The organism is Sphingobacterium sp. R2, from assembly GCF_040760075.1.
Lineage (GTDB): Bacteria > Bacteroidota > Bacteroidia > Sphingobacteriales > Sphingobacteriaceae > Sphingobacterium.
The window spans coordinates 3,125,122-3,150,661 of sequence record NZ_CP142884.1 but is presented as its reverse complement, the minus strand read 5'-3'; the positions used below and the strand labels follow the sequence as shown (position 1 = coordinate 3,150,661).

General features: G+C 40.3%; 17 protein-coding genes. 9 read left to right on the top strand and 8 right to left on the bottom strand.

From position 1 onward, the window contains the following. The first annotated feature begins 88 nt into the window (after window positions 1-88). The 4 genes from VXM68_RS12985 to bglX all read left to right on the top strand — a co-directional run bounded on the left by VXM68_RS12985 (window position 89) and on the right by bglX (window position 8,544). The gene (locus VXM68_RS12985; RefSeq protein WP_367208950.1) at window positions 89-3,190 is read left to right on the top strand and encodes a SusC/RagA family TonB-linked outer membrane protein; all 3,102 of its coding nucleotides are present in this window, start codon (window positions 89-91) and stop codon (window positions 3,188-3,190) included. Window positions 3,191-3,210: 20 nt separating this feature from the next. After that, complete coding sequence (locus VXM68_RS12980) at window positions 3,211-4,641, top strand: RagB/SusD family nutrient uptake outer membrane protein (protein ID WP_336834633.1); 1,431 nt, start codon at window positions 3,211-3,213, stop codon at window positions 4,639-4,641. Window positions 4,642-4,717: 76 nt separating this feature from the next. Continuing rightward, entirely contained in the window at window positions 4,718-6,103 is a 1,386-nt protein-coding gene (locus VXM68_RS12975; RefSeq protein ID WP_343567184.1) for a glucoamylase family protein, read from the top strand. A 164-nt stretch (window positions 6,104-6,267) separates the two neighbouring features. After that, the gene (gene bglX, locus VXM68_RS12970; RefSeq protein ID WP_367208949.1) at window positions 6,268-8,544 is read left to right on the top strand and encodes a beta-glucosidase BglX; all 2,277 of its coding nucleotides are present in this window, start codon (window positions 6,268-6,270) and stop codon (window positions 8,542-8,544) included. A gap of 108 nt (window positions 8,545-8,652) precedes the next feature. Here bglX and VXM68_RS12965 read toward each other — a convergent pair whose 3' ends face one another. Then, window positions 8,653-9,639: a hypothetical protein gene (locus VXM68_RS12965; RefSeq protein ID WP_293955380.1), complete on the bottom strand. Its 987-nt coding sequence runs from the start codon at window positions 9,637-9,639 to the stop codon at window positions 8,653-8,655. A 226-nt stretch (window positions 9,640-9,865) separates the two neighbouring features. Between VXM68_RS12965 and VXM68_RS12960 the strand changes: the two genes are divergently transcribed. Both VXM68_RS12960 and cydB read left to right on the top strand, forming a co-directional pair. Continuing rightward, entirely contained in the window at window positions 9,866-11,203 is a 1,338-nt protein-coding gene (locus tag VXM68_RS12960) for a cytochrome ubiquinol oxidase subunit I (protein WP_294184593.1), read from the top strand. A 6-nt stretch (window positions 11,204-11,209) separates the two neighbouring features. Next, window positions 11,210-12,286: a cytochrome d ubiquinol oxidase subunit II gene (gene cydB / locus VXM68_RS12955; RefSeq protein ID WP_294184595.1), complete on the top strand. Its 1,077-nt coding sequence runs from the start codon at window positions 11,210-11,212 to the stop codon at window positions 12,284-12,286. Between the two features lie 9 nt (window positions 12,287-12,295). Here cydB and VXM68_RS12950 read toward each other — a convergent pair whose 3' ends face one another. The 5 genes from VXM68_RS12950 to VXM68_RS12930 form a co-directional block, all read right to left on the bottom strand. Next, the gene (locus VXM68_RS12950) at window positions 12,296-12,922 is read right to left on the bottom strand and encodes a LuxR C-terminal-related transcriptional regulator (RefSeq protein ID WP_367208948.1); all 627 of its coding nucleotides are present in this window, start codon (window positions 12,920-12,922) and stop codon (window positions 12,296-12,298) included. 12 nt (window positions 12,923-12,934) lie between these two features. Then, window positions 12,935-14,902, bottom strand: a complete 1,968-nt coding sequence (locus tag VXM68_RS12945) for a sensor histidine kinase (RefSeq protein WP_367208947.1) — start codon at window positions 14,900-14,902, stop codon at window positions 12,935-12,937. Window positions 14,903-15,256: 354 nt separating this feature from the next. Then, window positions 15,257-15,811: an NAD(P)H-dependent oxidoreductase gene (locus tag VXM68_RS12940; RefSeq protein ID WP_317667559.1), complete on the bottom strand. Its 555-nt coding sequence runs from the start codon at window positions 15,809-15,811 to the stop codon at window positions 15,257-15,259. Next, window positions 15,811-16,308 (bottom strand): DUF2480 family protein, encoded by a 498-nt coding sequence (locus VXM68_RS12935; protein WP_317667560.1) that lies wholly within the window; start codon window positions 16,306-16,308, stop codon window positions 15,811-15,813. The genes VXM68_RS12940 and VXM68_RS12935 overlap by 1 nt, the downstream gene beginning before the upstream one ends. A 1-nt stretch (window position 16,309) precedes the next feature. Then, a complete protein-coding gene (locus VXM68_RS12930; RefSeq protein WP_336834643.1) occupies window positions 16,310-16,936 on the bottom strand; it encodes a superoxide dismutase in 627 nt (208 codons plus the stop codon). A 187-nt stretch (window positions 16,937-17,123) separates the two neighbouring features. Here VXM68_RS12930 and VXM68_RS12925 point away from each other — a divergent pair, with 187 nt between their 5' ends. From VXM68_RS12925 to fabF, 3 genes are all read left to right on the top strand, one after another. Beyond that, the gene (locus VXM68_RS12925) at window positions 17,124-17,750 is read left to right on the top strand and encodes a helix-turn-helix transcriptional regulator (RefSeq protein ID WP_367208945.1); all 627 of its coding nucleotides are present in this window, start codon (window positions 17,124-17,126) and stop codon (window positions 17,748-17,750) included. Between the two features lie 84 nt (window positions 17,751-17,834). After that, window positions 17,835-18,428 carry a TetR/AcrR family transcriptional regulator gene (locus tag VXM68_RS12920; protein WP_367208944.1) on the top strand — a complete coding sequence of 198 codons (594 nt, stop codon included), beginning with the start codon at window positions 17,835-17,837 and terminating at the stop codon, window positions 18,426-18,428. Between the two features lie 60 nt (window positions 18,429-18,488). Then, on the top strand, window positions 18,489-19,727 hold the full coding sequence (gene fabF / locus VXM68_RS12915) for a beta-ketoacyl-ACP synthase II (protein WP_367208943.1): 1,239 nt from the start codon (window positions 18,489-18,491) through the stop codon (window positions 19,725-19,727). 695 nt (window positions 19,728-20,422) lie between these two features. Here the strand turns inward: fabF and VXM68_RS12910 are convergent. Beyond that, entirely contained in the window at window positions 20,423-21,937 is a 1,515-nt protein-coding gene (locus tag VXM68_RS12910; protein ID WP_367208942.1) for a SusD/RagB family nutrient-binding outer membrane lipoprotein, read from the bottom strand. Between the two features lie 53 nt (window positions 21,938-21,990). Beyond that, window positions 21,991-25,224 carry a SusC/RagA family TonB-linked outer membrane protein gene (locus VXM68_RS12905; protein ID WP_294349096.1) on the bottom strand — a complete coding sequence of 1,078 codons (3,234 nt, stop codon included), beginning with the start codon at window positions 25,222-25,224 and terminating at the stop codon, window positions 21,991-21,993. Window positions 25,225-25,540: the final 316 nt, after the last annotated feature.

The following is a 25,540-nucleotide window of genomic DNA, read 5'->3' as shown; positions in this document are numbered from 1 at the left end:
TAAATTTTGGGAAAGTTGTACTACATCAACATATTTGCCTCAGGGAAATAACCAACTGTATTTTAAACAAACACCAAAAATTTACGATATGAGGAATCTATCCGCATTATTTTTGACTTCCATGGTCGTCTCTGTTGCCTATGGACAAACTTCTATACAAGGAGTGGTCAAAGATGGCTCAAGCATGATATCCATGCCTGGCGTAACCATTAGTATTAAAGGGAAAGCTGTATCTACGAAAACCGACGCAACGGGGAAATTTCAGATTAATGCCGCTCCTACCGATTCATTAGTCTTTAACTTTATTGGTTATCGCAAACAAACTGTATACATTGGCAATCAAACGCAACTCAATGTATTTTTAGAAAATGAGAATCAAGCATTGGAAGAGGTTGTGGTTATCGGTTACGGTACACAAAAGAAAGCCGATCTAACCGGATCGATCAGTTCATTGAAATCGTCGGATATCACCAAGCAACCGGCCATGTCTGCTATGCAATCCATACAAGGTAAAGCTGCCGGGATCAATATCATTGCCAACGAAGCTCCGGGATCGTCACCCAATGTAATTATCAGGGGCTTAGGAACGGCATTATCAGGACGGAATCCACTCTATATTGTCGACGGAATTGCACAAACAGATATTAACAATATCAACCCATCGGATATTGAATCTATGGATGTTTTGAAGGATGCATCCTCTGCATCTATTTACGGTCTTCGGGCTGCAAATGGTGTTATTATCGTGACCACGAAGAAAGGTAAAACGGGGACGACAAACATTAATTATGAAAGCTTTGCAGGCATAAAAAATGTCCTCAATCGTGTGAAAATGGCAAACGCTGATCAGTTTAGAACATTTGCCAATGAATACCTAACCTCGACCAATGGATCCTACCGTTTAGCAGAGAATCAAAAATATAATACAGATTGGTATGACGAATTATTACGTACAGGTTCTGTATTTAATAATGCCGTTAATATTTCTGGCGGAACTGAGAAAGTTGATTACTTCGTATCAGCAAACAATTATACCGAAAATGGTATTCTTGATGGCTCCAAATTTGTAAGAAATACCATACGCAATAACAACGTATATAAATTTTTAAACAATCGCCTAAAGTTCAGCCAAAATTTAAATCTTACATTAACAAACGCAACCCCCAAGCCCTATAGTGCTTTCACCACGGCTTATCGTCAGTCACCACTGGCTCCCGTGATGTTTGATAATGGCCGTTACGGTTTAGGTCGTGTAAATACAACAACTGGTGTTGCCGGTATTGAGGCAGCTCCTGGGCAAGCCATCGGAAACTTAAATTCCATTGGAAATCCAGTGTATGAGGTTTTACGTCAAAATGAAAGAACAAATACGCTCCGCCTACAGGGAAGTTTTGAGGGAGAATTCAAAATAACCGATTATCTGAAAATCAATTCGCGTATTGGCGGGAATAAATTTTATTCGAAACAACGGATTTTTAATAATGTAAAAGATCAATGGTTAAATGCAAATACGTTATTGAATGAATCTGATTTCATCAAATTAAAGGAAAACAATCCAAAAGCCCTTGACTACGTAGACAATAGTCTGAAATATGAAAACCTGGAACAATTCCGTTGGTCTATCGAGAATTTCTTGACCTTTAACAAGAGTTTTGACAAGCATCATATTGAGGCGGTTGTGGGGATGTCACGTGAGAAATACGACATTAACAGTATGAGCAGCCAAACGGGTTATAATGTGCCTGAACAAGAGCAATACTGGAATATTAATCTTGCAAAAGGAACAACCAATTATGGTATTGTTGCGCTGCAAACGTATTATACTCCAAGGGCCTTAGCTTCTTATTTCGGACGATTACAGTACAATTACGATAGCAAATATTATTTAACGGCAACATTGCGTAGAGATGGATCAAGTGTTTTCCGTAATACAGGAAAATACTGGGGTACCTTCCCATCAGTAGGCTTGGGCTGGACGGTAACCAACGAAAGCTTTATGAAAGATGCCAGCTGGATTAATTTATTGAAAGTGCGCGGAAACTGGGGTAAATTAGGTAACCAAGATATCCCGTTAAATGTATCCACAATTTTAACAAGCCCAGAAAGTTCAAATTACAACTATGTTTTCGGTCCTGAACAGAATATGGTCTATGGTAGTGCTTATGGTACTCCTGCCGTGAATCTAACATGGGAAGTAACTAGAGAAACAGGCGCTGGCGTAGACTTTGCGTTTCTAAACAATCAGCTTTCAGGATCCATTGACTACTATCATAAGCTGAATACCAATACTATTCTTGATGTAACACCAACTTACACCTCTCCTTCAGAGAAAAATTTCTATGCGCATGGTGCCAAAGTGTTAAATCAAGGAGTTGAAGTAGCTTTAAATTGGAACAAAAGCATTAATCCTGAATTCAGTTATACCGTCGGCGTCAATTATGCCTACAACAAAAACAAAGTAACAGAAGTGGTTCCTGCCTATGACCGTGCTACTGGAGGTAGTTTAAATAACGGGGAGATTACCAAACAGCTTCGCGTTGGACAACCGATCTATGGCTGGTGGATGTTTGAGGCAAATGGTGTCTTCCAAGACGCTGAAGATGTAAAAAATTACCCATCGTTTGGTGCTGCAAAACCTGGCTATCTGAAGTACAAGGATCAAAATGAAGATGGTGTCATTGATTCACGCGACAAGGTTTTCTTTGGATCATTTTTACCGACTTCAACATATGGTATCAATGTTGGTGTTAATTACAAAGCTATTGATTTTAATGTCTCCGGATATGGTGTTGCAGGCAATAAGGTTTACAATGGTTTAAATAGTGTTCGTTCCAATGCGGGTGAGAATATCGCGTTGTCAACTTTTGAAAATCGCTGGACTGGCGCAGGTTCAACCAATGAGCATCCTGGTGCAGAAAGAGCATATTGGGCTTCGAGTTATTTCCTTGAATCGGGCGCTTATTTCCGTATCAATAATATCACCGTAGGATACACTTTCAACAACTTATATAGCTCGAGATCTAAACTAAGATTATATGTTACTGCACAGAATCCATTTATGTTTACGAATTATAGTGGTTTCTCTCCTGAACTTGCGGGCGACGGTAGTCCAAATTTAACTTCTGGTATTGAGCTTTCGGCTTATCCAACGACACGTAATTTCTTATTTGGACTTAACATGCAATTTTAATCACCTTAGTTTTGAAGACAATGAAAATTAACAAACTTTATATAGCAATTCTTCTTAGTGGGGGCATTGCATTGCAAAGCTGCAAAGACAACAACTTCTTAGATGTACCTTCTAAAGAATATGTTGAAGCCGAAGACAGTGAAGAAATCTACACACCCGAGCAATTTGTCAATGGTGTATATGGAATGTTTACTGACTGGGATTATTCTTTCTCTTACATCGGTATCACGGACATGCTTTCCGATAATGCGGATAAAGGTAGTTCAGCTACAGATGCCGGTGGTGATAAACTAAGTTTAGACGAGTTGACTTATACTTCAACAACCGGTTCCTTTCTTTCCATGTGGACACGTTGGTATAAATCCATTGGGCGGGCTACGCAAGCTATTGCATACACAGAAAAATTTGGATTGACAGACGAAGCTTATAAAAACAGATTGATTGCCGAAGCCCGTTTTCTGCGTGCATTGAACTACTTCTATCTCGTGCGTGGATGGGGCGATGTTCCTATTCAAGAACGTGATTTAATAAAAAGAGAACCTGCAGCTGAAGTTTACGCTTATATTGAAGCTGATTTACAATTTGCTATCGACAATCTTCCACTCAAATCTGCTTATGCTGCAAAAGATTTAGGTAGAGCAACCAAAGGGGCTGCACAAGGATTAATGTCAAAAGTCTATTTGTATCAAAGCAAATGGCAACAAGCTGCTGATATGGCGAAAACTGTCATCACATCTGGAGGATACAGTCTCGAACCGGATTACGCAACAATTTGGCGTCTAGCTGGGGAAAATGGTCCCGAATCATTATTTGAATTTCAAGCAAGGGGTACCTCTATCGCACATGGTATCCAACAATATAGTCAAGTACAGGCACCTCGTGGAGGAGCCGTCAATTTAGGCTGGGGTTTTAATATCCCAAGCCAAAACTTATTGGATGCCTTCAATGCCGAAAAAGACAATATCCGTCGCGATGCAACGATTATTTTCAGGGGCGAAACCCTGTACGATGGCCGTCTAATTGACAATGGTGTAGAAAACCCCATGTATAATGAAAAAGCGTATTCGTCTGCAAATGGAGGTGCCGCTGATGGTGATAAGAACGTACGTTACCTCCGTCTAGGTGAAATTTATCTTATCCTGGCCGAAGCAGCTAATGAGGTTGGCAATAGCAGCGAAGCACTGAATGCATTGAATATGGTACGTACACGCGTAAAATTAGCCAATGTAACGACAACGGATCAAGCACAGCTCCGTCAGTTGATCTGGAAAGAAAGACGTCTTGAATTAGCTTTTGAGCATGACCGTTGGTTTGATTTAATTCGTACAAAACAGGGAAAAACTGCTATGGCAGCCAATGGAAAAACTTTCCAAGATAAAATGATGCTTTTCCCAATTCCGGAAAATCAACGTATCCAAACACCAGAAATGCCGCAAAATACCGGTTGGTAACTATATAAGTAAAATAACTCCGTTCAAACGACCTATGGTCGTTTGAACATTTTTTCAAGAATTAAACAACATATCCATGAGAAAACGAATAGCATATCCAGCACTTAGCGGTATAGCTTTGGCGCTTATTCTCAGCAGTTCGTGCCAAAATGCTACTAATAGCAGTCCAGACAGTCCCTCAAAGATTGATTCAACCGATGGAAGCAAAATCAATGAAGATTCGCTATTAACAACTATTCAGCAACATACATTTCAATATTTTTGGGAAGGTGCCGAACCTACTTCCGGTCTCGCCAGGGAACGCATCCATATGGATGGTGTTTACCCTCAAAATGACCGTAATGTCGTGACCATAGGTGGTAGTGGCTTCGGACTCATGGGTATGATTGTCGCGATGGAACGCGGGTTTATCAGCCAGGATCAAGGCGTTCAAAAGCTGGATCACATCATGGATTATCTAGGCAAAATCGAACGGTTTAAAGGAGCCTGGGCACACTGGTACGATGGAGAACTGGGGACAGCGAAACCCTTCAGTGAAAAAGATAATGGCGGTGACATTGTTGAAACTGCATTCTTAGCCCAAGGCCTAATCGCCATTCGGGAATATCTAAAAGATAAAGATGATTCTGCCCAACTAGTTGCCCAAAAAGCAGATAAACTATGGAAAGAAATCAATTGGAATCATTATACAAATGGGCAAAATGTTATCTATTGGCATTGGAGTCCTAAATTTAACTTTCAACAAAATCACCCTGTCAGAGGATACGACGAATGTCTTATTACTTATATTTTAGCAGCCTCCTCTCCCACTTACCCTATTGCACCCCAAGTGTATCATGAGGGTTGGGCAAGATCTGGTGCAATTAAAAGCTCCGCTAAAAAATATGACATTCCACTCGTACTGAAGCACAATGCCAAAGAAGGTGAAGTGGGGCCGCTATTCTGGGAACATTACTCCTATTTAGGATTGAGTCCCAAAGGATTAAAAGACCAATATGCAGATTATTGGGAAGCGACAAGCAACCATGCTAAGATAAATTTGGCTTATGCAGATCTAAACCCAAAAGGCTATAAAGGTTACGGTTCGGATAAAGGCTGGGGCTGGACGGCCAGCTATTCCATCAACGGCTACGATGCACATCACCCAGACAACGACCCTGGCGTGATCTCGCCGACAGCAGCTTTGTCATCCATGCCTTACACCCCACACGAAAGCATTCAGTTTGCACAATACCTAGACAAACAACTCGGCAATAAAGTCTGGGGTAAATATGGCTACTATGATGCCTACAGTGAAACGGCAAATTGGTACCCACAACGTTATCTAGCCATCGATCAGGGGCCTATTATTGTCATGATCGAAAACTATAGAACAGGTAAAATCTGGGAGCTATTTATGCAGGCCCCAGAAATTCAACAAGGACTAAAAAAACTCGGTTTTACAAGTCCTTATTTAAAATAGTGGTCTGTGGAATCATTTTCAATCCGTCACACGTTGAGAATGGTTCCTTCCACGAAAACAACAGGACATCCCATAAAAGAGGTTCAAGAGTCATCTTGAGCGCTTTACATAAACTTACCATGTAGCGAGGGAAGCAAAATCCATGCGCACAAAAAAATAATACGATGAAAAAAGTAGTAGGTACTTTCCTTCTTGCATTGCTCGCCTGGCATACCAGTCCAGCGCAATCCAATCAGAAAATGGACACGTTCATTGATCAGCTTATGGCTAAGATGACTGTCGACGAAAAGATTGGACAACTTAACTTGGTAACCGGTGGTGAAGCGACCACTGGAACCACAGTATCCACGGGTGTAGAAGCGAAAATTAAAAATGGTCAAATCGGCGGGATTTTCAGCATGAGTACACCAGCGAAAATCCGCAAAACACAGGAAATAGCTATCAAACAATCCCGGTTAAAAATACCCATCATTTTTGGGATGGATGTTATTCACGGGTATCGTACGGTGTTCCCAATTCCTTTAGGTCTTGCCGCCACCTGGGACATGAACTTGATTCAACAATCTGCACGTATAGCAGCCGAAGAAGCGACCGCCGATGGGATTAATTGGGCATTTTCGCCCATGGTAGATATCTCGCGCGATCCACGCTGGGGCCGTATTTCCGAAGGTGCGGGTGAAGATACCTATCTAAGCTCTCGGGTTGCTGAAGCCATCGTCCATGGCTTCCAAGGGGATAACCTGGCAGCACATAACACCATGATGGCCTGCGTCAAACATTTTGCCCTATATGGTGCAGCCGAAGGTGGTCGTGATTACAACAGCACGGATATGAGCCTCCACCGGATGTACAATGAATACTTGCCTCCTTACAAAGCAGCAATAGACGCCGGAGCTGGAAGTATCATGACGTCTTTTAACGATATCAATGGTGTCCCTGCTTCGGCAAACAAATGGTTAATGACAGATGTTTTACGCCAACAATGGGGCTTTAAAGGATTGGTTGTAACCGATTATACAGCGGTAAATGAATTAACTGCACATGGCCTAGGAGACCTCCAGCAGGTTTCTGCTTTAAGTCTTAATGCAGGTGTTGATATGGATATGGTGGGTGAAGGGTTTCTTACGACGCTAAAGAAATCTTTAGACGCTGGAAAAGTCAAAATCGTAGATATTGACAGGGCCTGCCGCTATGTTTTGGAAGCCAAGTATAAATTAGGATTATTTGATGATCCATACCGCTATTGTGATGAAAAACGGGCAAAAACAGTGATTGGATCTGAAGCCAATCATGCGAAAGCCAGAGAAATTGCGGCAAAATCATTTGTCTTATTGAAAAATGAAAACCAAGCGCTTCCATTGAAAAAAACAGGCACAGTCGCTGTTATTGGACCTTTAGCCAATTCAGGACCAAACATGCCGGGAACCTGGAGTGTCAGTGCTGAACTAGACAAAACAGCCTCGTTAGTTGAGGGCATGAAAGCTGTATTGGGCAACAAAGTAAATATCCTGACACACCTAGGCAGCAATCTGTTGGAAGACCCGAACTACCAAAAACATGCAACTATGTTCGGCCGTACAATCGCACGGGATTCCCGCAAAGAAGAGGAGATCATTGCAGAAGCCGTGCAAGTTGCCCAGCAGTCCGATGTAGTCGTCGCTGCGCTCGGCGAATCTTCGGAAATGTCTGGAGAAAGCTCCAGTCGCTCAGAACTCGATATTCCAAAAAATCAACAAAATCTGTTAAAAGCATTGTTGGCCACAGGTAAGCCAGTTGTCCTTGTGCTATTCACTGGCCGACCACTGACGCTCACGTGGGAAGATGCTCATGTTCCCGCGATATTAAATGTTTGGTTTGGTGGAACGGAAACAGGAAAAGCAGTAGCCGATGTTTTATTTGGGGATGTCGTTCCTTCAGGAAAAATTACGGCCACTTTCCCACGCAATGTTGGTCAGATTCCGATCTATTATGCACACAAAAATACCGGCAGACCTTATGGAAACTCGGGCGATTTTGAAAAATTCAAATCTAATTATCTCGATGTAAGTAATTCGCCACTTTACCCTTTTGGATATGGTCTAAGTTATACGACCTTTTCGTATAGTGACATTCGTCTTGACCGAAACACAATCGACGAAAAAGGTACGTTACAGGCGAGTATCGACATCACTAATACCGGAAACTATGATGCTGAGGAAACTGTACAGCTGTATATACAAGACGTCGTTGCATCAGTTACACGTCCCGTAAAAGAACTAAAAGGGTTTCAGAAGATATTCCTTAAAAAAGGCGAACAAAAAACGGTAAACTTTAAAATTAACGTAGATGATCTGAAATTTTTTGACAACAGCCTGAAATATATCGCAGAGCCAGGAAATTTCAAAGTGTACATTGGGCCCAACAGTCGCGATGTCAAAGAAAAAGAATTTGAACTGCTTTAAACTATTTTTCTAAATAAAAACAAAGCGGCACTTAATTAAATAAGTGCCGCTTTATTTTTCCGTGGCGATGGTCATTGGGTGCTAACAACTTCATCTTTAAAAGATCTTTTATTTTAAAGATCTCAAATAGGTTTTAATCAACGATATTCCATCATCATGCAGTATTGTGGTTCCCTTTTGAGGCATATGCATCTCTCCTAATGTAGACATTCTTCCAATCATCTTGGCCTGTTTCAACAAAATTCCAGTTTCATTCAAGGGGCTTTCGTAACGGAGATCCAGCATCGTCATATAAGCGGTACCTTTAGGATTATGACAATGGGCGCAATTAAGATCTAAATAAGCACGTGCCCGCATAGTTGTCGACCGAGTCACATCATCATAACTTGGCAGAGTTGTATAATCACCCAACGATGTCAAATCAAGCATACCTCTATCGCTCAAATATACCAATTGCTGGACGGGTTCTTTATTTACATGGACAATACGGTTCATATTTCTTATTTTTGGACCTATTGGAAGCACATGATTCCCTTGACGGTGGCATGCAAAACAATCCTCCCGGGAAGGAATGATATAATTTGTCTGTCTTTCAACACCTTTGCTGTCTAGAAACGAAACATGAACGGAAGCGCTGTCCATTAGTAGAAAAGCTTCATCTTGAGCCGCATTCCATTGATAGGTAGCCGCATTCCATTGCCCATCTTTATTGATGAGAAGCCTAGTCTCAAGCAGCAGTACTTTAGTCCCTTTAAGCACACTTGCTGCCGAATAGAAAAAAGTTTTGGCTATGATAGTACCATTGGGGAATTCAGGTAATCCATCGTCCGATGCAGTCATTTTTTTCCCTTTGGGAAGAAAGATTGCACGCTTTTTATCAGTATAGTCTGTGAATAAAGCAGATGCTAATTCATAGGAAATCCCTTGGTCGTTTGGCGTAAGATCAGCCAATTTACCTTTGAACAAATTGTAATCCGATAATTTGCTCCTAAATACAGTATTATCTTTAGCAGGTCTTCCCCGACCGATATTATTTACGACAATCAAAAGTACGGGTATTAATAAAACGCCCATCAAAATGATTATTTTCTTCATTTCGCTATATATTCTTCTCTCCCCCTCTAGTCCATCATTAAATCGGACGAAGATAAGATAAATAAGGGATTATGGTGAGTCATGAGGGATTATCGTTTTGATTTTTACAATCAGCTCAGAAAACGATAAAAATGCGCCATTTTTTAGCAAAAATAAATTGTCTCCACGCTAAATTGGGAAATAAAATGGCTATATTTAGCTGTCTTTTAACCAAAACTTCGAATCCATGGAAGATATGATTCTCTACAATCGGCTTCAGTTCGCATTTACTATTACATTTCATTATCTTTTCCCCCAATTGACCATGGGTTTATCGCTGATGATCGTATACTTTAAATGGAAATTTCTTCAGACTCAAAACGAAGATTACAACCATGCTTCAAAATTTTGGATGAAAATCTTTGCCCTTAATTTTACCATGGGCGTTGTCACCGGCATCCCGATGGAGTTTCAGTTTGGCACAAACTGGGCGAAGTTTTCGGAACTTACTGGTGGAATTATTGGACAGACCCTAGCTATGGAGGGCATGTTTTCCTTTTTCCTAGAATCTTCGTTTCTAGGAATGTTCCTTTTTGGAGAAAAGTTGCTCGGCCATAAGCTGCACTTTTTAGCTGGACTGATGGTCTTTATTGGATCTTGGGCCAGTGGTTTCCTGATTATCGCCACGCATTCCTGGATGCAGCATCCTGTTGGGTATGAGATTCTCGAAAATGGCAAATTTGTACTGAACAATTTTAGTGCATTATTCAGTAATCCATGGTTATGGCCATCTTATCTACATAATCAAGCCGCTTCATTGGTGACTAGCTCGTTTTTCGTTGCCTCTATTGGCGCATTTTATCTGCTCAGTGACAGGCATAGCAAATTTGGTAAGATATTCATTAAAAGTGGGGTCATCTTTGGTGCAATATCGTCGGTGATGCTTGCCTTTCCTACAGGAGATCTGGCCGCAAAAAATGTGGTAAAATACCAACCCGCTGCCTTTGCTGGCATGGAGGGAATTTTCAAAACAGAAAAAGGCGGTTCAGAGATTGTTCTGATCGGTCAACCGGACATGGAAAACAAAAAATTGGACAATAAGATAGCCGTACCGAATGTATTGAGCTTCCTGACCTACCAGCGTTGGGATGCAGAAATTAAAGGATTAAATGAATTTGACCAATCGTTACACCCAACGAACGTGCCTGGGCTTTATTATAGTTATCACATCATGGTAGGTTTGGGTACCATATTCATTGGCATTATGGTCCTAGGAGCGCTACTGCTTTGGCGGAACAGGTTGTATCAAACGAAATGGTTGTTGTGGATCATTATGTTTATGATTCCTTTCCCCTACATCGCGAATACTGCAGGCTGGTATACGGCGGAACTGGGACGACAACCTTGGCTAGTTTATAATCTCATGCGCATGGTAGACGGTGTATCCCCTACCGTATCTTCTGGAAATACATTATTTACCTTTCTCGGCTTCGTTGGTTTATACATTCTTTTGGGTTTGTTATTTCTGATGTTAGTCTTGAAGATCATTAGAAAAGGTCCTGAAACGACAGTTGCATCAACCTAATTAGCTATGGAAATATTCTGGTTTATCGTATTAACTTTTATGTTGGGAATTTATATCGTACTCGATGGGTACGATTTTGGGGCGGGAATTGTCCATCTATTCTTTGCTAAAACCGAACAGGAGAAAAAAGCTGTGACTAACGCGATTGGGCCGTTTTGGGATGCCAATGAAGTCTGGCTCATCGCTTCCGGCGGTGTCCTATTCTTTGCTTTCCCAACGCTTTATGCCTCCTCTTTCAGTGGATTTTACTTACCGCTCATGCTTGTATTATGGTTACTTATTTTTAGAGCGATAAGTCTTGAACTCAGGGGGCAGGTTCACCATCGGCTTTGGGAGGCTTTATGGGATAAAGCTTTTGGTCTAGCAAGCCTGTTGCTGGCACTTTTCTTTGGCGCTGCCCTAGGCAATGTCGTTCGCGGAGTAAACCTAGGTATGGTAGAAAATGGTGTATCGACCCAAGAGCCACATTATTTCTTCTTAGCACTTTGGAACCCGACATTTGACCCATTAGCCCAACATCAAGGCATTATAGACTGGTTCACCATCATATTAGGTTTAGTTGCCGTCGTTACATTAACAATCCACGGTGCAGGCTGGGTCATTCTGAAAACATCCAGCACACTAAATACTAGATTAAAGAATATTGTTTTTAAACTCAACTTTGTCTTGCTTATTCTTGTCCTACTATCGGCCTATGTATGGCATTATGTGAAACCCATCTCCTTAAACAATCTCCAAAATCATTATTGGCTGTGGATATTTCCTTTGATTGCTGCTGTTGGATTACTTGGACAATTTTGGATCAAGACCTTTAAGAAAGATGGTATTGGCTTCCTATTTTCATCCCTGTTTATACTGGGGAGCTTTGCCACGACCGTTGCTTCCATGTTCCCTATATTATTGCCTTCAACGAATGACGTAAATCCTTCCTTGACGATTCAAAATGCTGCAGCACATGAATATGGTCTTTCAGTTGGTTTAGGCTGGTTTATGTTTGCAGCAATTCTGGTGGTTGCTTATTTTATTATCCAATTTAGGGTCTTCAAAGGTAAGCTTGATGACGTCGGTTACGGTGACCACTAAGAGCGGCCTCTATTCGAGTCCCAACAACTTATGTTTCATCGCAAGCTGTACAAGTTCAATCATATTTTTAACTTTAAATTTAGTCAGGAGATTGCGCCGATGCGTTTCCACAGTAACTGGACTTAAAAATAACTGCTCGGCGATTTGGTTCGTGGTAAGTCCATTGGAGATCAACGTCAAAATCTCTTTTTCGCGCTGTGTAAGCCTAGGGAGACTGCTGATCGTAGAAATTGCACCACGATAAAGTTCTTTTGCCCGATCACAAATTGCTTCTTTGCCGTCCAGGCCGAGCTGTACACAGCCCAGAAATTCTTCGTTGCTAACATCCTTTAAGATATAGCCATTTCCGCCAGCCTGCATAAACTGAAAAATAAGATTACCATCGGCCAAATTGCTCAATGCAACAATAGGAATCATAGGAAACAGCTTCCTCACCTGAGTACAGACATCTACTCCATTTGTCTGCAACAGTTGCATATCCATAAGTAGGAGATCCGCCTTCGTGACCTTTAAAAATTCAATTAACGAAATTTCTTCCAAAAAGGGATATACAAGATACCCATCCTGATTATTGAGAAAAGAGGCAACACCTTCCAACAATAAAGGATGATCGTCTAACACTGCAATTATCTTCATGACTCAGCCTATTTAAACAGTTACACCAATTTCGATTTGAGTTCCAGATCCGAGCTTACTCTGAATATCAATTGATCCATTGATCCATTTCACTCTATTGACCATATTATTTAAACCCAATCCATAATTTAACACAGCGGAATCAAAGCCTTTGCCATTATCCTCAACGAGGATATGCAGTACTTCGTCCGATTTACTTACCTGAACGATAATTGCATCTGCGTTTGCATACTTTAATGCATTTGAAATGGCCTCTTGAACAATTCGATATATGGCCAATCCTTTTTGAAAATCCACATTCAATTCAGGTTCATAGTTTTCAAATTGGATCGAAACATGACTATTTTTCATTGCTATACACAATTGCTCCAATGCTGCTATCAATCCAAACTGACGCAACGATTCGGGCATTAGATTATGGGATATACGCCTTACTTCGCCTAAGATGTCGTTCAACTTCTGCGGCACTTCATCAGTCAAGAGTGTACCCTTTCCTACATCGCCGGCAATCTTAAATTTTAGACCTGTTAACATACCACCTATGCTGTCATGCAGATCTTGGGCTATACGCTGACGCTCCTGCTGCTCCCCCTTGAGCATAGATTCCGAAATTTGCAGCTGTTTTTCCTTTTCCAATTTGTCCAACACGATTTCGTGGTTGAGCTGAATCTGTGTATTGAGCTTCCGTTGTTTTCGATAGAAAAAAGCAACAAAAAGCACAATACAAAAAAGCAAAACGGCAATACCCAAAACGAGAAAAATCCGAAATTGGTTACGGTCCTTTTCTGCGCGTAAATTCAAAATTTCTTTTTCTTTTTCAACGGTCTTATATTTCGTCTCCATCTCATTCATTTTTTCCAGCAATTGGACCTGCTGTATGCTATCGGATAGTTTATTTGCCATATTGGACATCTTCAACGCATCCTGATAATTACCCATCAGCTCATTCACACCCGCCAGTTGACTGTACACAATTTTACTGTTGTAGAGATCTCGCGTTAATAATCCATTTTTCACGATTTCCTCCAACTGCAGTTTAGCATCAGCATACTTTTTCTGCAAGAGATACACATTAAATTTTCTGAACCGCATCATCTGAAATAATTTCCAATTGTTCATCTTCACCGACCAATCCAAGCCGATATCCAATAACCGTAACGCCTCATCCGTTTGCTGCTTTGTTGTAGCGTAAAGAGCCTCGTTGTAGTAGTAATTGGGCAGCTGAGTGGAATTTGGATACTTGTTTAATAGTTGTTTGACTTTATCCAACAGTACTCTTGCTTCTTTGGATTTCACCTGATAACAATAATTACTGACTGTATTGAGATAAGCCACCACAAGTGCAGCACTCGGCGGTTGCTGCTCGAGCTGTTTTATAGCCAATTGATGGTATTCGTCCGCTTTTGCAAGCTGGTTGGACGACATAAATGCCATGCCGATCATCGTATTTATACTACCTTCCATAATAGGATCGTGTGCTTTGGCGTATGGCAAACACTTCCCATTGAGGATATCCAGAAAATCAGCAAATCCTTTTTTAGGAAATCGAATTAAGCCCAGATTATACCAAGCTTTGGCCAAAAGCCCCTGCTGAAAAGGCTTTTGTGCATTTCCAAGGAGGTCTACACATCGTTGGGCTTCAACTCCTGCATTTTTACTATCTAGAAATTGCCCATAATAATAGCTTTTATAAAGTGCCCCCATCGCCTGTAAGCTCCGGAACGGTTTGGCTAACCGCTCCCCCTGTTGCATATGATCCCAAAATTCGGTCGTATCTCTAAATCTATAGTAATCTGCCAAATAAAAATGCTGCATTGCTTTCACACTGTCCCCCGAGCTCGATAGCAATAATTTTTCCGCATCAGATCGATATTTATTTTCATCCAATGGCAAAAAACTCTGTGCAGCTACAGCATGTACAGTAAAGTATACTATAAAAAATGCAATTATCTTCGTTAACTCTTTCAACTGAAACATCATTAATCCAATATCTTAATCATTTAAACAATTAAACTAAATGGGGCCTTTTCAGCCAATGGTTTCATAATATGTAATAAGAAAGTCTTATGGTGGTTAAAGACTTCTCTCTACCTCTAAATTTGCCGTCGATGAGGCTTCTTCAAAGTCGACAATAGAAAATATAGATCGGAAAACCGCGTAATCAAATGGCGGGTCCAAAAAACAAAGATATATCTCCGCGATGAATTGCTAAAGACATTCTTTTACTTTTTTGAAATTAATTTTCCAGATAGGGCTTGGCTAATCTATTTAAATATAGGCTAAAACATTTCTCGTTAATAAAAAAGCCTCTCGATAATTCGAGAGGCTTTTTTATTAACGATATTCGCTACTCTTTTTCGTAGCAATATCGATCAGCAAGTCCAGCTTACACTGGTAAGCCGAAGACAGCACATTTGGATTGTCGGACTCAAAAAGCGCAGATTTCATGATGGGCACACTAAAGGGCAATGTCCAGGCGCGGAGCGACTTCGCGATAGCATCCATTGCATTAATGCCCTGTAGTGCATGTACACCATCGGCCCAACAAACCAGTCCGATATGTTTATCCGTCAGGTAAGCCGGTTTATTTTTAGCACTGACTTCAAGCCAATCCAAACAGTTTTTCATGACACCGGGAATACTTCCATGATAAAGCGGAGACAACCAAAAATGTATATCTGCCTCAAGAAATAAGTTATTCATAATCTTGACCGCATTGGGTACCCGATTGAGGCTCAAATCAAATAAGGGTATTCCGCTATCAGCCAAATTAAAAATAGTATTTTCAACACCCCTTTGGTTCAGTTGGTCGGAAAAATAGTGTGACAATTTTCCCGATGTAGATTCTTGCCTTCTTTCCAAGGCGCCATTGAATAGTAATGCTTTCATTATACTTTCCCTTTTTTAAAAATAACTTTTGGCATACCAACCTCACCATACATCAACGTCTGGACAATAGGAATCAAACGTTCTGTCGCCAACATATAAAGTGACGCCGGAATATTAGGGCGGGCCCTTATGACAACTTTTTGCTGCTGAAAATGCGACAAATCCATCGCTTGCAAAGCCTGCATCCACAGGTCTATTTCCAAATCCTCCATCGCCTTAAAATCGTAATACGCTGCAACAGGATGAAGTTTTTCCGCCAGGGCCATATAGACCCAAGGCGGGATAATTGCGTCCACAGAACAGCTAATGGCAACCGCCTTATTTCGAAAAGCAGACCAGTCCACCGCCGCCAAAGCTTCTCTGAATTCTTTTTCTTTAACGATTGCTTCCTGATACAACAATGTTTTGATATCAAAACTTAGGATAGCAAGATTGGTCTTAAAATCAATTAGATCTAAAGCCAATATACCCGTGTTTTCAACTTTATTGATAAACATATCAAACCAAGCCTGCAATCACAGTATCGTATTTTTGTTCAACAACAGACCAATCCAAAAGCGACCAAAATGCATCCAAATAATCGGCTCTTTTATTTTGATATTTCAAATAATACGCATGCTCCCAAACATCGACCCCCAAAATAGGGAAACCTCTGCCGATCGATTGTGTATCCATCAGCGGATTATCCTGATTGGGAGTAGCTACGATAGCTAAGGCGCCGGAATGCTTTACATACAGCCAAGACCAGCCCGAACCAAACTGCCCAAGTCCAGCATTTTTGATCTGGGCTTTGAGCTCTTCCAAAGAACCAAAGGCAGCGTTTATCTCATCGGCTAACTTCCCTGTGGGTACCGTTTTTGGATTGGGCGATAAAATTTCCCAAAATAGCGTATGGTTAAAGTGACCGCCGCCGTTATTGCGTACTGCTGGGCTATATTTACTTACGCTTGTTAATATATCCAATAGATCGTCAGCTTCGCCTGCTGTTCCTTCCAATGCCTTATTTAGATTGTCAACATAAGCTTGATGATGCTTTTGATGATGAATCGTCATGGTCTCGCGATCAAAATATGGTTCAAGCGCCGTATAGGCATATTCTAACTGGGGTAATTGAAATTTGTGCATAGTTTTATTGTTTTTATGATAAGTCAAAACTAGAGAATCAAACTTAATAAAACAACCAAATAGTTGTTTTATTAAAGTCATAAAAATAAATCAAAAAGGATAAACCTATTTTTGAAACACATTTTAGGACAAAAAATAAAAACACTATCTTTGCTGATGTTATATAAAACAACTTTTTTATTGTCAAATGCAGAAGAATCCAGCTGATCGAATATTAATGTTATTAAAAATGCGCCGAGAAGGCACTGCAGCTTTGATTGCAACAGAGTTGGCTATAACAAAAGAAGGGGCCCGTAAACATTTATTGAATCTCGCGAATCAAAACCTGATTGTCTCCAATGCCCGGAGCGAAGGTATAGGCCGCCCTTCGACTTATTACAGTTTGTCACCACAGGGCATGGCAAGATTTCCAGATAGTCACGCCGACATTACAGTACAACTGTTGCAGTCGATTAAACAAGTGCTTGGCGAGAATGCTTTGGATCTACTTATTAGTGATCGGGAGTCCAAAGTATATCAAAAATATACTGAAGCGCTATCGGATATTGAATCCATCGAAAAAAAACTTGAAGTTATTGCCGCAAAAAGAACGGCGGAAGGTTATATGGCAGAATGGAAAAAAGAGGCTGACGATTATCTTCTCATTGAAAATCATTGTCCCATATGTGCAGCAGCAACCGAATGTCAGGGATTCTGCCGCTCCGAACTGAATAATTTTCAGCAACTCATCGGTCCGGCTTATCGTATCTGTAGAACAGAATACATCATCGAAAACGCCCCCCGCTGTACCTATCGTATTTCAAAAGCGAAATAAATCCAATTTCTAAGGCATTTCAGCATAAATTATTAATATACCAAAAAGTATTTTTTATATTTGCATTAAAAGAACAGGAATTACATGTCAAAAGCAGAACAGACACGGCAATTTATCATTGAGAAAACCGCGCCCATCTTTAATAAAAAAGGTTACTTTGCAACTTCACTCTCGGACATTACGACAGCGACAGGTTTAACAAAAGGAAGTATCTACGGTAATTTCAAGGACAAGGATGACCTAGCTACCCATGTCTATACCTATCAGAGCAGAAAAATTTCAGAAGCTGTTAATCAGCAGATTATGCAGCAAAAAACATCCTTAAAGAAGCTATTGTCTTTTTTTGATTTTTACAAAGATAATTTCAAAAACATCGCAGCTTCAGGAGGTTGTCCCATGATGAATGCGGCCGTGGAAGCCGATGATTCGCTATCTTTTTTAACCCCCAAAGTCAGACGTTCCTTTGACCTTTGGAGACAGCGGCTAATTCTAATTCTTGAAGAAGGAATTGCCAGCGGTGAATTTAAACAGCATATTTCTGCTGAAAATTATGCCATCACCTTTATGGCGATGGTCGAAGGCGGAATCTTGCTTTCCAAGATTTCCGGCCGAGGAAAAGATCTTGCCATTGTATTGGATAAAATGAAGGAAATGGTGGATCGGGAGATCAAGGCTTAATTTTTTTACAAAAACAAATACCAATTGGTATATTTATAAGTTTATATTAAAATAAAAAAGATGAAAAGAGTTGTAATAACTGGCATGGGAACAATTAACCCGCTGGGCGAAAACATAGACATATTTTGGGATAACATTTTGCGAGGCGAAAACCACACAACACTTATTAGCCGTTTTGATGCTTCGTTGTTTCGAACACAGATTGCAAGTGAAATTAAACACTTTCAACCTGAAAAATACTTAGATAGAAATGAGATTAAACGGAGTGATCTCTTTACGCAATATGCTTTATACAGTGCAGCGCAGGCAATGGAAGATTCGGGACTAGATCTCGATGCCATAGATCCATTTGATATCGGTGTCATCTGGGGTGTTGGTCAGGGCGGCATGGAAACTTTCGAGAAAGAAGTAGAAGGCTACGTGACAGGAGATTACAAACCACGATTCAGCCCTTTCTTTGTTCCTAGACTTATCGTCAATATGGCTTCAGGCATGATTTCAATGAAGTATGGTTTAAAAGGAATCAATTACACTACCGTATCGGCTTGCGCCACATCCAATACGGCCTTTATGGATGCTTTTAATTACATTAGGCTCGGCAAAGCCAAAGTCTTTATAAGCGGCGGTTCCGAAGCCCCCATTACCCCGGCTTCCGTTGGCGGTTTTTCTGCCATGAAAGCCATGTCGAGCCGGCATGATAGCCCCCAGACCGCAAGCAGACCATTTGACCGTGATCGCGACGGCTTTGTGATGGGAGAAGGTGCAGGTGCGCTTATCCTCGAAGAATACGAACATGCCAAGCAAAGAGGTGCAAAAATTTACGCAGAGCTTGTCGGAGCTTCAATGACCGCAGATGCTTACCATATGACCTCGCCCCATCCCGAAGGGGTAGCCGCAGCAAAAGCCATGACTCTGGCTTTGGAGGAGGCTAGAATTAATACCAGTGAGCTCGACTATTTAAATCTCCACGCGACTTCTACGCCAGTGGGAGATATCGCCGAACTTAAAGCCGTACAACGAGCTTTTGGAAATCTAAATAATCTATGGGTCAGTTCTACCAAATCAATGACAGGACATTTACTTGGTGCTGCGGGAGCTATTGAAGCAATCATTGCCATAAAATCTATCAACAATAATGTAATTCCGGCAACAATTAATATCGAAAATATCGATCCCGAGATTCCAGATGGGGTAAATATTGTGATCAATCAGCCTCTGGAAAAAACCGTAAATACAGCAATGAGCAATGCATTTGGGTTTGGAGGACACAATTCGAGTGTAGTTTTCAAAAAGATTTAATTTTTTTGAAATAATTCTTGACAAAGTGTATTAAACACACTATCTTTGTTCTATCATAATTTAGGTTTATAATTGGTTATTTAAGGTTTTCATTCTCCCCGTTTGAAAACCTTTTTTTATGCCTGTTCAATTTTTGTTATCAGCAAACTAGAATTTTTATTTTTAACCGATACGACAAAACTATTTGGCCCATTTATCCATTTACCAGATATAAATCCGTTGAGAAGCTTCAATAGTGTCTACTATTTACCCCCTTCTTCGAAGATCATTCGACGAATCTTCGGGTCTTATTCGTACTTAAGAGCAGATAAGAGCGTTTTCTGACAGCCATGCTACTGTCTTATCTCCGAGTATAACTCGGACTCACCACGGACTCATGTCGCTCTTACCACGGATACACCCAGACTCTGATACGATGAAGTATCGGAGGAGACACGAAACGATAGCGAAGCAGAGGTCTTGCGTCCATGCCATAATCAGAACATTCAAAATCCCGCCCCTATCATTGATGACTAAATGAAGCTTGTAGCCATCCCATTGTAGATTTTCCAACTTCGGCTATTCCTTTAAATACCCTCTGTTCGCCTTAATCCGCTTATTCTTGCAACTCCTGAACGGTGTCGAATCAAAAGAAATCATAAAAAAACAGCGGGATAACCGAAGTTACCCCGCTGCGTAAAAATAAACATGTGAAACTATTTTTTGCCATTATCTTTAGCCCACCATAACCGCTTACCCCAATTGTAATCGACTGTTCCAGCCGCTGCAGCTTTAACATTTTCTGCATTATACAAATATTCATTATTTGGATACGGTAAACGGAACGGCTGATCGGTGTGAGGTTCTTTAAACTTCTGAATTAGCGAAGGATAGTTTGTATTTGGAATACCCGTACGGCGATATAAGCTCCAAGCTTCATAATTCTCTTTAAATAAAGCCACCCACATATCCCAATAAACACGTTCTTTGGTATTGTTAAACTTACCCTCACCAGCCAAGTAATTTGCTACATCACTTGCTGCTACGTTATTATCTTCCATCGAAAGTGTAACGGCTTTTTCATACGCATCCTTCGCTGTGAGCGACCCTACATTATATCCTAATAAAGCTGCTTCCGCTAAAATATAGTAGGTTTCACAGGCTTTAAAGAAGGGTACTGCTCCGGCAGGATCATTAATATAATGTAGACCAATCCAAGAGATTGAGGTTGCTGGCGACGGATTGTCTTTTGAACCATTTATAAATCCTATATACTTACCTGCGTTATTCTTTTGTGCAATGGCTGCTATACGTGGATCTTTGGTCTCTAATAAATGATTGATAAAAATATCAAACATTCCCCAATTGTTAATACGACTACCGTAAATGCCGGATTCATACCAGGGTTCCATATAAGGTAAGGTGCCAGGGAAAAACATTTGGCAACTTTCTGCATTTGTTTCAATAACAGGATATTTCTCTTTATTACCGGCAATTTCCTCAATAGTCGATTTAGCTAATGCTGGCGCAACAGAAGAAATACGCATGGCCATCCGTAAGCGCAACGCGTTACAGAATTTTTGCCACCTTAGCATTTGCTCCTTTATATCCGCACTTCCACTATTGGTTTTTCCATAGATCACATCATAATCCCCCATTTCATCCGTCCCTATCCCTGCCGCCATTTCATCCGCAATTGATTTAAGGTCGGCCAATACTGCAGGGAAGATATCTTCCTGTTTATCATATTTGGCTTTCAAGATCGAGCCATCCTCGGGACGTCCTTGAAATGCTTCTGAGTATGGAATATCTCCCCAACCGTCCAATAAATACGACCACATATAATTATTCCATATTCTGGCAATGAGGCGGGTATTTTTATACCCTTCAGCATTTTTTTCCGTTTTTTTCAACAAATCAAGCATTTGGGTAATATTATAATAACAGGCTGCCCAACGATTTCCATACGTATTATTCGAAGGTGTTAACCCGCTTAAATCGTCCGGATATTGAATTTTAACAATATAGCCGGCAAAGGTACCATAGCCATCTACATCGCCACCGAATTGGTCTCCGGCATAGCGCATCACATTCACCAACATATTTTGAGGAGGAACATCGTGTAAAGCGTCCGGATCTGTATTTATTTTTTCAAAATTCTTGGTACATCCAGATACTAAAAGAGCGACTAGGATAGGTGTATATTTTAGTTTTTTTATTAAAGCATTCATATTCATATTTTTTTTTGGTTTTCGATTTTCAAGTTTCAAAATATCTTTAAAAATTAAAATGTAAAACCCAGTTTAAGACCTATACTTCTTGAATTTGGCACGCCTGCTTGTTCAAAACCAACTCCTCTTGAATCACTTGATACACCACCTCCTTCCGGATCCAAGCGCATCGTATTGCTTTTGTGCACCCATAAAAGCGCTAAATTTGTCCCGGTAACTGAAACACTTGCGCGTTTTATCCCTTTTATTCTGCTGTATAAAGTTTTTGGTAAATTATAGGATATATAAGCTTCTCTCAACTTTAAGAATGAACCATCAAAAACAAATGTTTCTGCAATGCTATTATTTTCATACCAGTCTTGTGCATTAGTTTCAATGGTGTTTTCTATCCATCCATTATTTCCGTCCGACATAGCAAAGCGTTCATTTTTCATTACATCTCTACCTGCCAAAATAGCACGTTCACGAATTCCATCTGCTGCGGTAATTGATGCTATCCCTGTATTATACCCATGCGCCATTGTTTGAGACCAAATATCGCCACCTTTTCGAAAATCAAGCATAAAGCCAAATCTAAAATCCTTGATGGTAAAATCATTTCGCATAGAAGCCAAGAAATCAGGTACCACGTTACCGATATCTTGAGCATCTAAAGAATTAGCAATTGTTCCTTCTTTTCCAATTTTAATTGCTCCTTTCATTGGTCCGTCTTCAACACGATCAAAACCAGATCCGACTAAAGTGCCCCATGGCTTTCCAACAGATGCCATATTGGAGATCCCCCAAGTCCAGCCAAGCCTATAATCTTTTAAATCCAATTGTGGATATAGTTCAACAACTAAATTATTGTCTTTAGAAAAATTAACTGTTGTTGTCCAATTCAAACCGTCACCACCTTTGAGGATATCGCCTCTTAATTGCAATTCAACGCCTTTGCTTTTAATTTCACCAGCGTTTAGGAATATCGAACTAAAACCCACCACATTGGATGTGGATACTTGAAGTAGTTGGTTTTTATTTGTTTTATTATAATAAGTAAAATCAAGATGTAAGCGATCTTTGAATAAGCCCAGCTCCGTTCCGATTTCGTATGAAGTAATTGCTTCGGGTTCTAAGCCCTCAATTGCATACGTCATGCTCTTATACATCTGCGCTAAATTATTATAGGAATCGGTCTGCGCATAGTAGTAATTTCCGTTTTGATACGGACGCGTTGCATTACCAACCTTAACTACATTTAAGCGCAATTTCCAGAAATTTAAATAATCACTTTTTAGCCCTTCAAAACTTGCTGTTGGCAGCCAGCTTAAACTCGCCGAAGGGTAAAAGAAGGATTTCGTCAAGGTTGAAGACCAATCATTCCGCGCTGTCAAATCCAGATATAATTCGTCACGCCAGCCTAAACTAGCCTGTGCATAAACAGAATTTGACCGGCCTTTCGAATGGTCCATAACGGTATAAGCATCTCCAATTTTATTGGTAATGGTATAAACCCCTAACACATTTAGCCCCTTAGCACCCAAGGTGTTGGTTTCATATTGATAATCCCGATAGTTGGCGCCTAAAATTCCCGTCAAACTTAAATCGCCAAATTGTTTATTAAAGTTTGCAATAAAATCGGCATTAAATTCAGAATTACTATTTTTTATTTGATTGAATTTACCGTTTTTATTGTCATAGTTAAAATAGGTGGTTTCAAATATATTCGTATTATAATAATCTAAGCCGACTCGACCTTCAAATTTTAAGAAATCAAAAGGTTGATAGTATAAAGATGTCTTTCCAAATACACGATTTATCTTCAAGGCATTTTGCGATTTATTCATCGTGAAGTAAGGATTCATATGGTACACGGAATTCCAATTGTAATAGGTATAGTTACCCTGCTCATCTACCTGATCCCAATTATTCTTCAGGTCTTGCATATCTACCTGGCGGCCGAACCAAATCAAGCCATTCATTGGATTGGCACCGTCGTAACCTTGCGTGACTAAGTTATTACTTTCAGTACGTGTGAAATTACTCATAATATCATATGAAACTTTATCACTGATTTTATAATTATTATTTATTTGTGCCGTATATTTCTTTTGATCGGTATTGGGCACTGTTCCGCGTTGATCACGAAAAGAAATGGAAGCTCTCGTGGATGAACGATCTGTTTTTGAAAGTAAAGAAACGTTGTGATTTTGGGAAAAACCTGTCTGAAAAAAATCCTTAACGTTATTTTTATGGGAAATCCAATCAGTAGCTTCGCGCACCCCATTATTGACAGGACTATTAAATTGAGGAACCTTTAATCCGATATCCAATCTTGCTCCCCAGGATTCATCTATATTGTCATTTGTACCAAAACTTCCTGTCCCATCAACATAACTAAATGATTTCTTCAATACATAATCCTGATACGACATGCCAGCGCCATTAATTTTATAACTGTATTCATCCCCTCTGGAACCTTGGCCATATAAATTTTGATATTTGGGTAAATTAGCTGCTCGATCAATGGAAAAATTTCCATCATAGGATATTTGTACTCCATTCTCCGCCCGCTTTCCCGATTTCGTTGTAATCATAATAACGCCTGTACCGGCACGCATACCATAAAGTGCAGCAGCTCCACCTTTCAGAATATTGATACTTTCGATATCATCCGGATTAATATCATTTAATCCCGAACCATAATCCACCCCAGAGTAGGTATTATCACCCGAACGTTGCGCATTATTTGTAATTGGCACTCCATCGACAACAATTAACGGCTGTTGATCTGCCTGCAGAGAAGAGTTTCCCCGAATGGAAATACGAGCTGAGGATCCTATTGCTCCACCAAATTGGTTTACTTGGACACCAGCAGCCTTACCCGCCAAAGCTCCTGTTAAACTGTTTGCTCCTGCGTCAGTCAAAACTGCAGCTTTCAATTCCTGAGTCGCATATCCTAACGATTTTTTTTCCCGGGTAATGCCCATCGCAGTTACCACAACTTCGTCCAAACTGCGCTCATCGGTCGTTAATGTAACCTGAATTGTACTCTGATTGGTTAAATTCACTTCTTTACGACCATAACCGATAGCCGAAACGCTTAAAGTCCCTGCCTGCTTGTAGTTAATCGTAAACTCGCCGTTTTGTCCTGTTTGTGTCGCTGTTCCGTCCTTGAGTGTCAGTGTAACTCCGGGTATTGGCTTTCCGTCTTGGTCGACCACCTTCCCCTTTAAAACTGTTTGCGCATATACCGCCGAGCTTACCAAAACGGTAGCGGCTAGCATAGCAATGCTTCTTCTGTTCATAAGTTTAGTTTCAGATGTTAGTTTTTAGTGTTTTTATAAAAACTAAGTTAGGGGTACTTAGTCTGCATTGATAACCGAATATTGATCATTATTACCCGATTTTTAACCCAAAGTGTTAAATAACTAACATGTTCGCAACAAAAAAAGCTCCGTACCACTTACATATCCCAAAAAAGACACTCCAAAAGGCATTAAATAGCTTTTTCCTTATATAAAACAACTAATAAAAGCACAGATTTACTAGAGCACATTAAAACACATTAATCTCACAAGCTATTTTTCAAAGAAAACAACAAAAAAAAATAAAAACTTTACT

Excerpts from the sequence above, each read along its gene's own strand:
- VXM68_RS12985 (WP_367208950.1), top strand. The coding sequence starts at position 89 with ATGAGGAATCTATCCGCATTATTTTTGACTTCCATGGTCGTCTCTGTT.
- VXM68_RS12980 (WP_336834633.1), top strand. The coding sequence starts at position 3,211 with ATGAAAATTAACAAACTTTATATAGCAATTCTTCTTAGTGGGGGCATT.
- VXM68_RS12975 (WP_343567184.1), top strand. The coding sequence starts at position 4,718 with ATGAGAAAACGAATAGCATATCCAGCACTTAGCGGTATAGCTTTGGCG.
- bglX (WP_367208949.1), top strand. The coding sequence starts at position 6,268 with ATGAAAAAAGTAGTAGGTACTTTCCTTCTTGCATTGCTCGCCTGGCAT.
- VXM68_RS12965 (WP_293955380.1), bottom strand. The coding sequence starts at position 9,639 with ATGAAGAAAATAATCATTTTGATGGGCGTTTTATTAATACCCGTACTT.
- VXM68_RS12960 (WP_294184593.1), top strand. The coding sequence starts at position 9,866 with ATGGAAGATATGATTCTCTACAATCGGCTTCAGTTCGCATTTACTATT.
- cydB (WP_294184595.1), top strand. The coding sequence starts at position 11,210 with ATGGAAATATTCTGGTTTATCGTATTAACTTTTATGTTGGGAATTTAT.
- VXM68_RS12950 (WP_367208948.1), bottom strand. The coding sequence starts at position 12,922 with ATGAAGATAATTGCAGTGTTAGACGATCATCCTTTATTGTTGGAAGGT.
- VXM68_RS12945 (WP_367208947.1), bottom strand. The coding sequence starts at position 14,902 with ATGATGTTTCAGTTGAAAGAGTTAACGAAGATAATTGCATTTTTTATA.
- VXM68_RS12940 (WP_317667559.1), bottom strand. The coding sequence starts at position 15,811 with ATGAAAGCATTACTATTCAATGGCGCCTTGGAAAGAAGGCAAGAATCT.
- VXM68_RS12935 (WP_317667560.1), bottom strand. The coding sequence starts at position 16,308 with ATGTTTATCAATAAAGTTGAAAACACGGGTATATTGGCTTTAGATCTA.
- VXM68_RS12930 (WP_336834643.1), bottom strand. The coding sequence starts at position 16,936 with ATGCACAAATTTCAATTACCCCAGTTAGAATATGCCTATACGGCGCTT.
- VXM68_RS12925 (WP_367208945.1), top strand. The coding sequence starts at position 17,124 with ATGCAGAAGAATCCAGCTGATCGAATATTAATGTTATTAAAAATGCGC.
- VXM68_RS12920 (WP_367208944.1), top strand. The coding sequence starts at position 17,835 with ATGTCAAAAGCAGAACAGACACGGCAATTTATCATTGAGAAAACCGCG.
- fabF (WP_367208943.1), top strand. The coding sequence starts at position 18,489 with ATGAAAAGAGTTGTAATAACTGGCATGGGAACAATTAACCCGCTGGGC.
- VXM68_RS12910 (WP_367208942.1), bottom strand. The coding sequence starts at position 21,937 with ATGAATGCTTTAATAAAAAAACTAAAATATACACCTATCCTAGTCGCT.
- VXM68_RS12905 (WP_294349096.1), bottom strand. The coding sequence starts at position 25,224 with ATGAACAGAAGAAGCATTGCTATGCTAGCCGCTACCGTTTTGGTAAGC.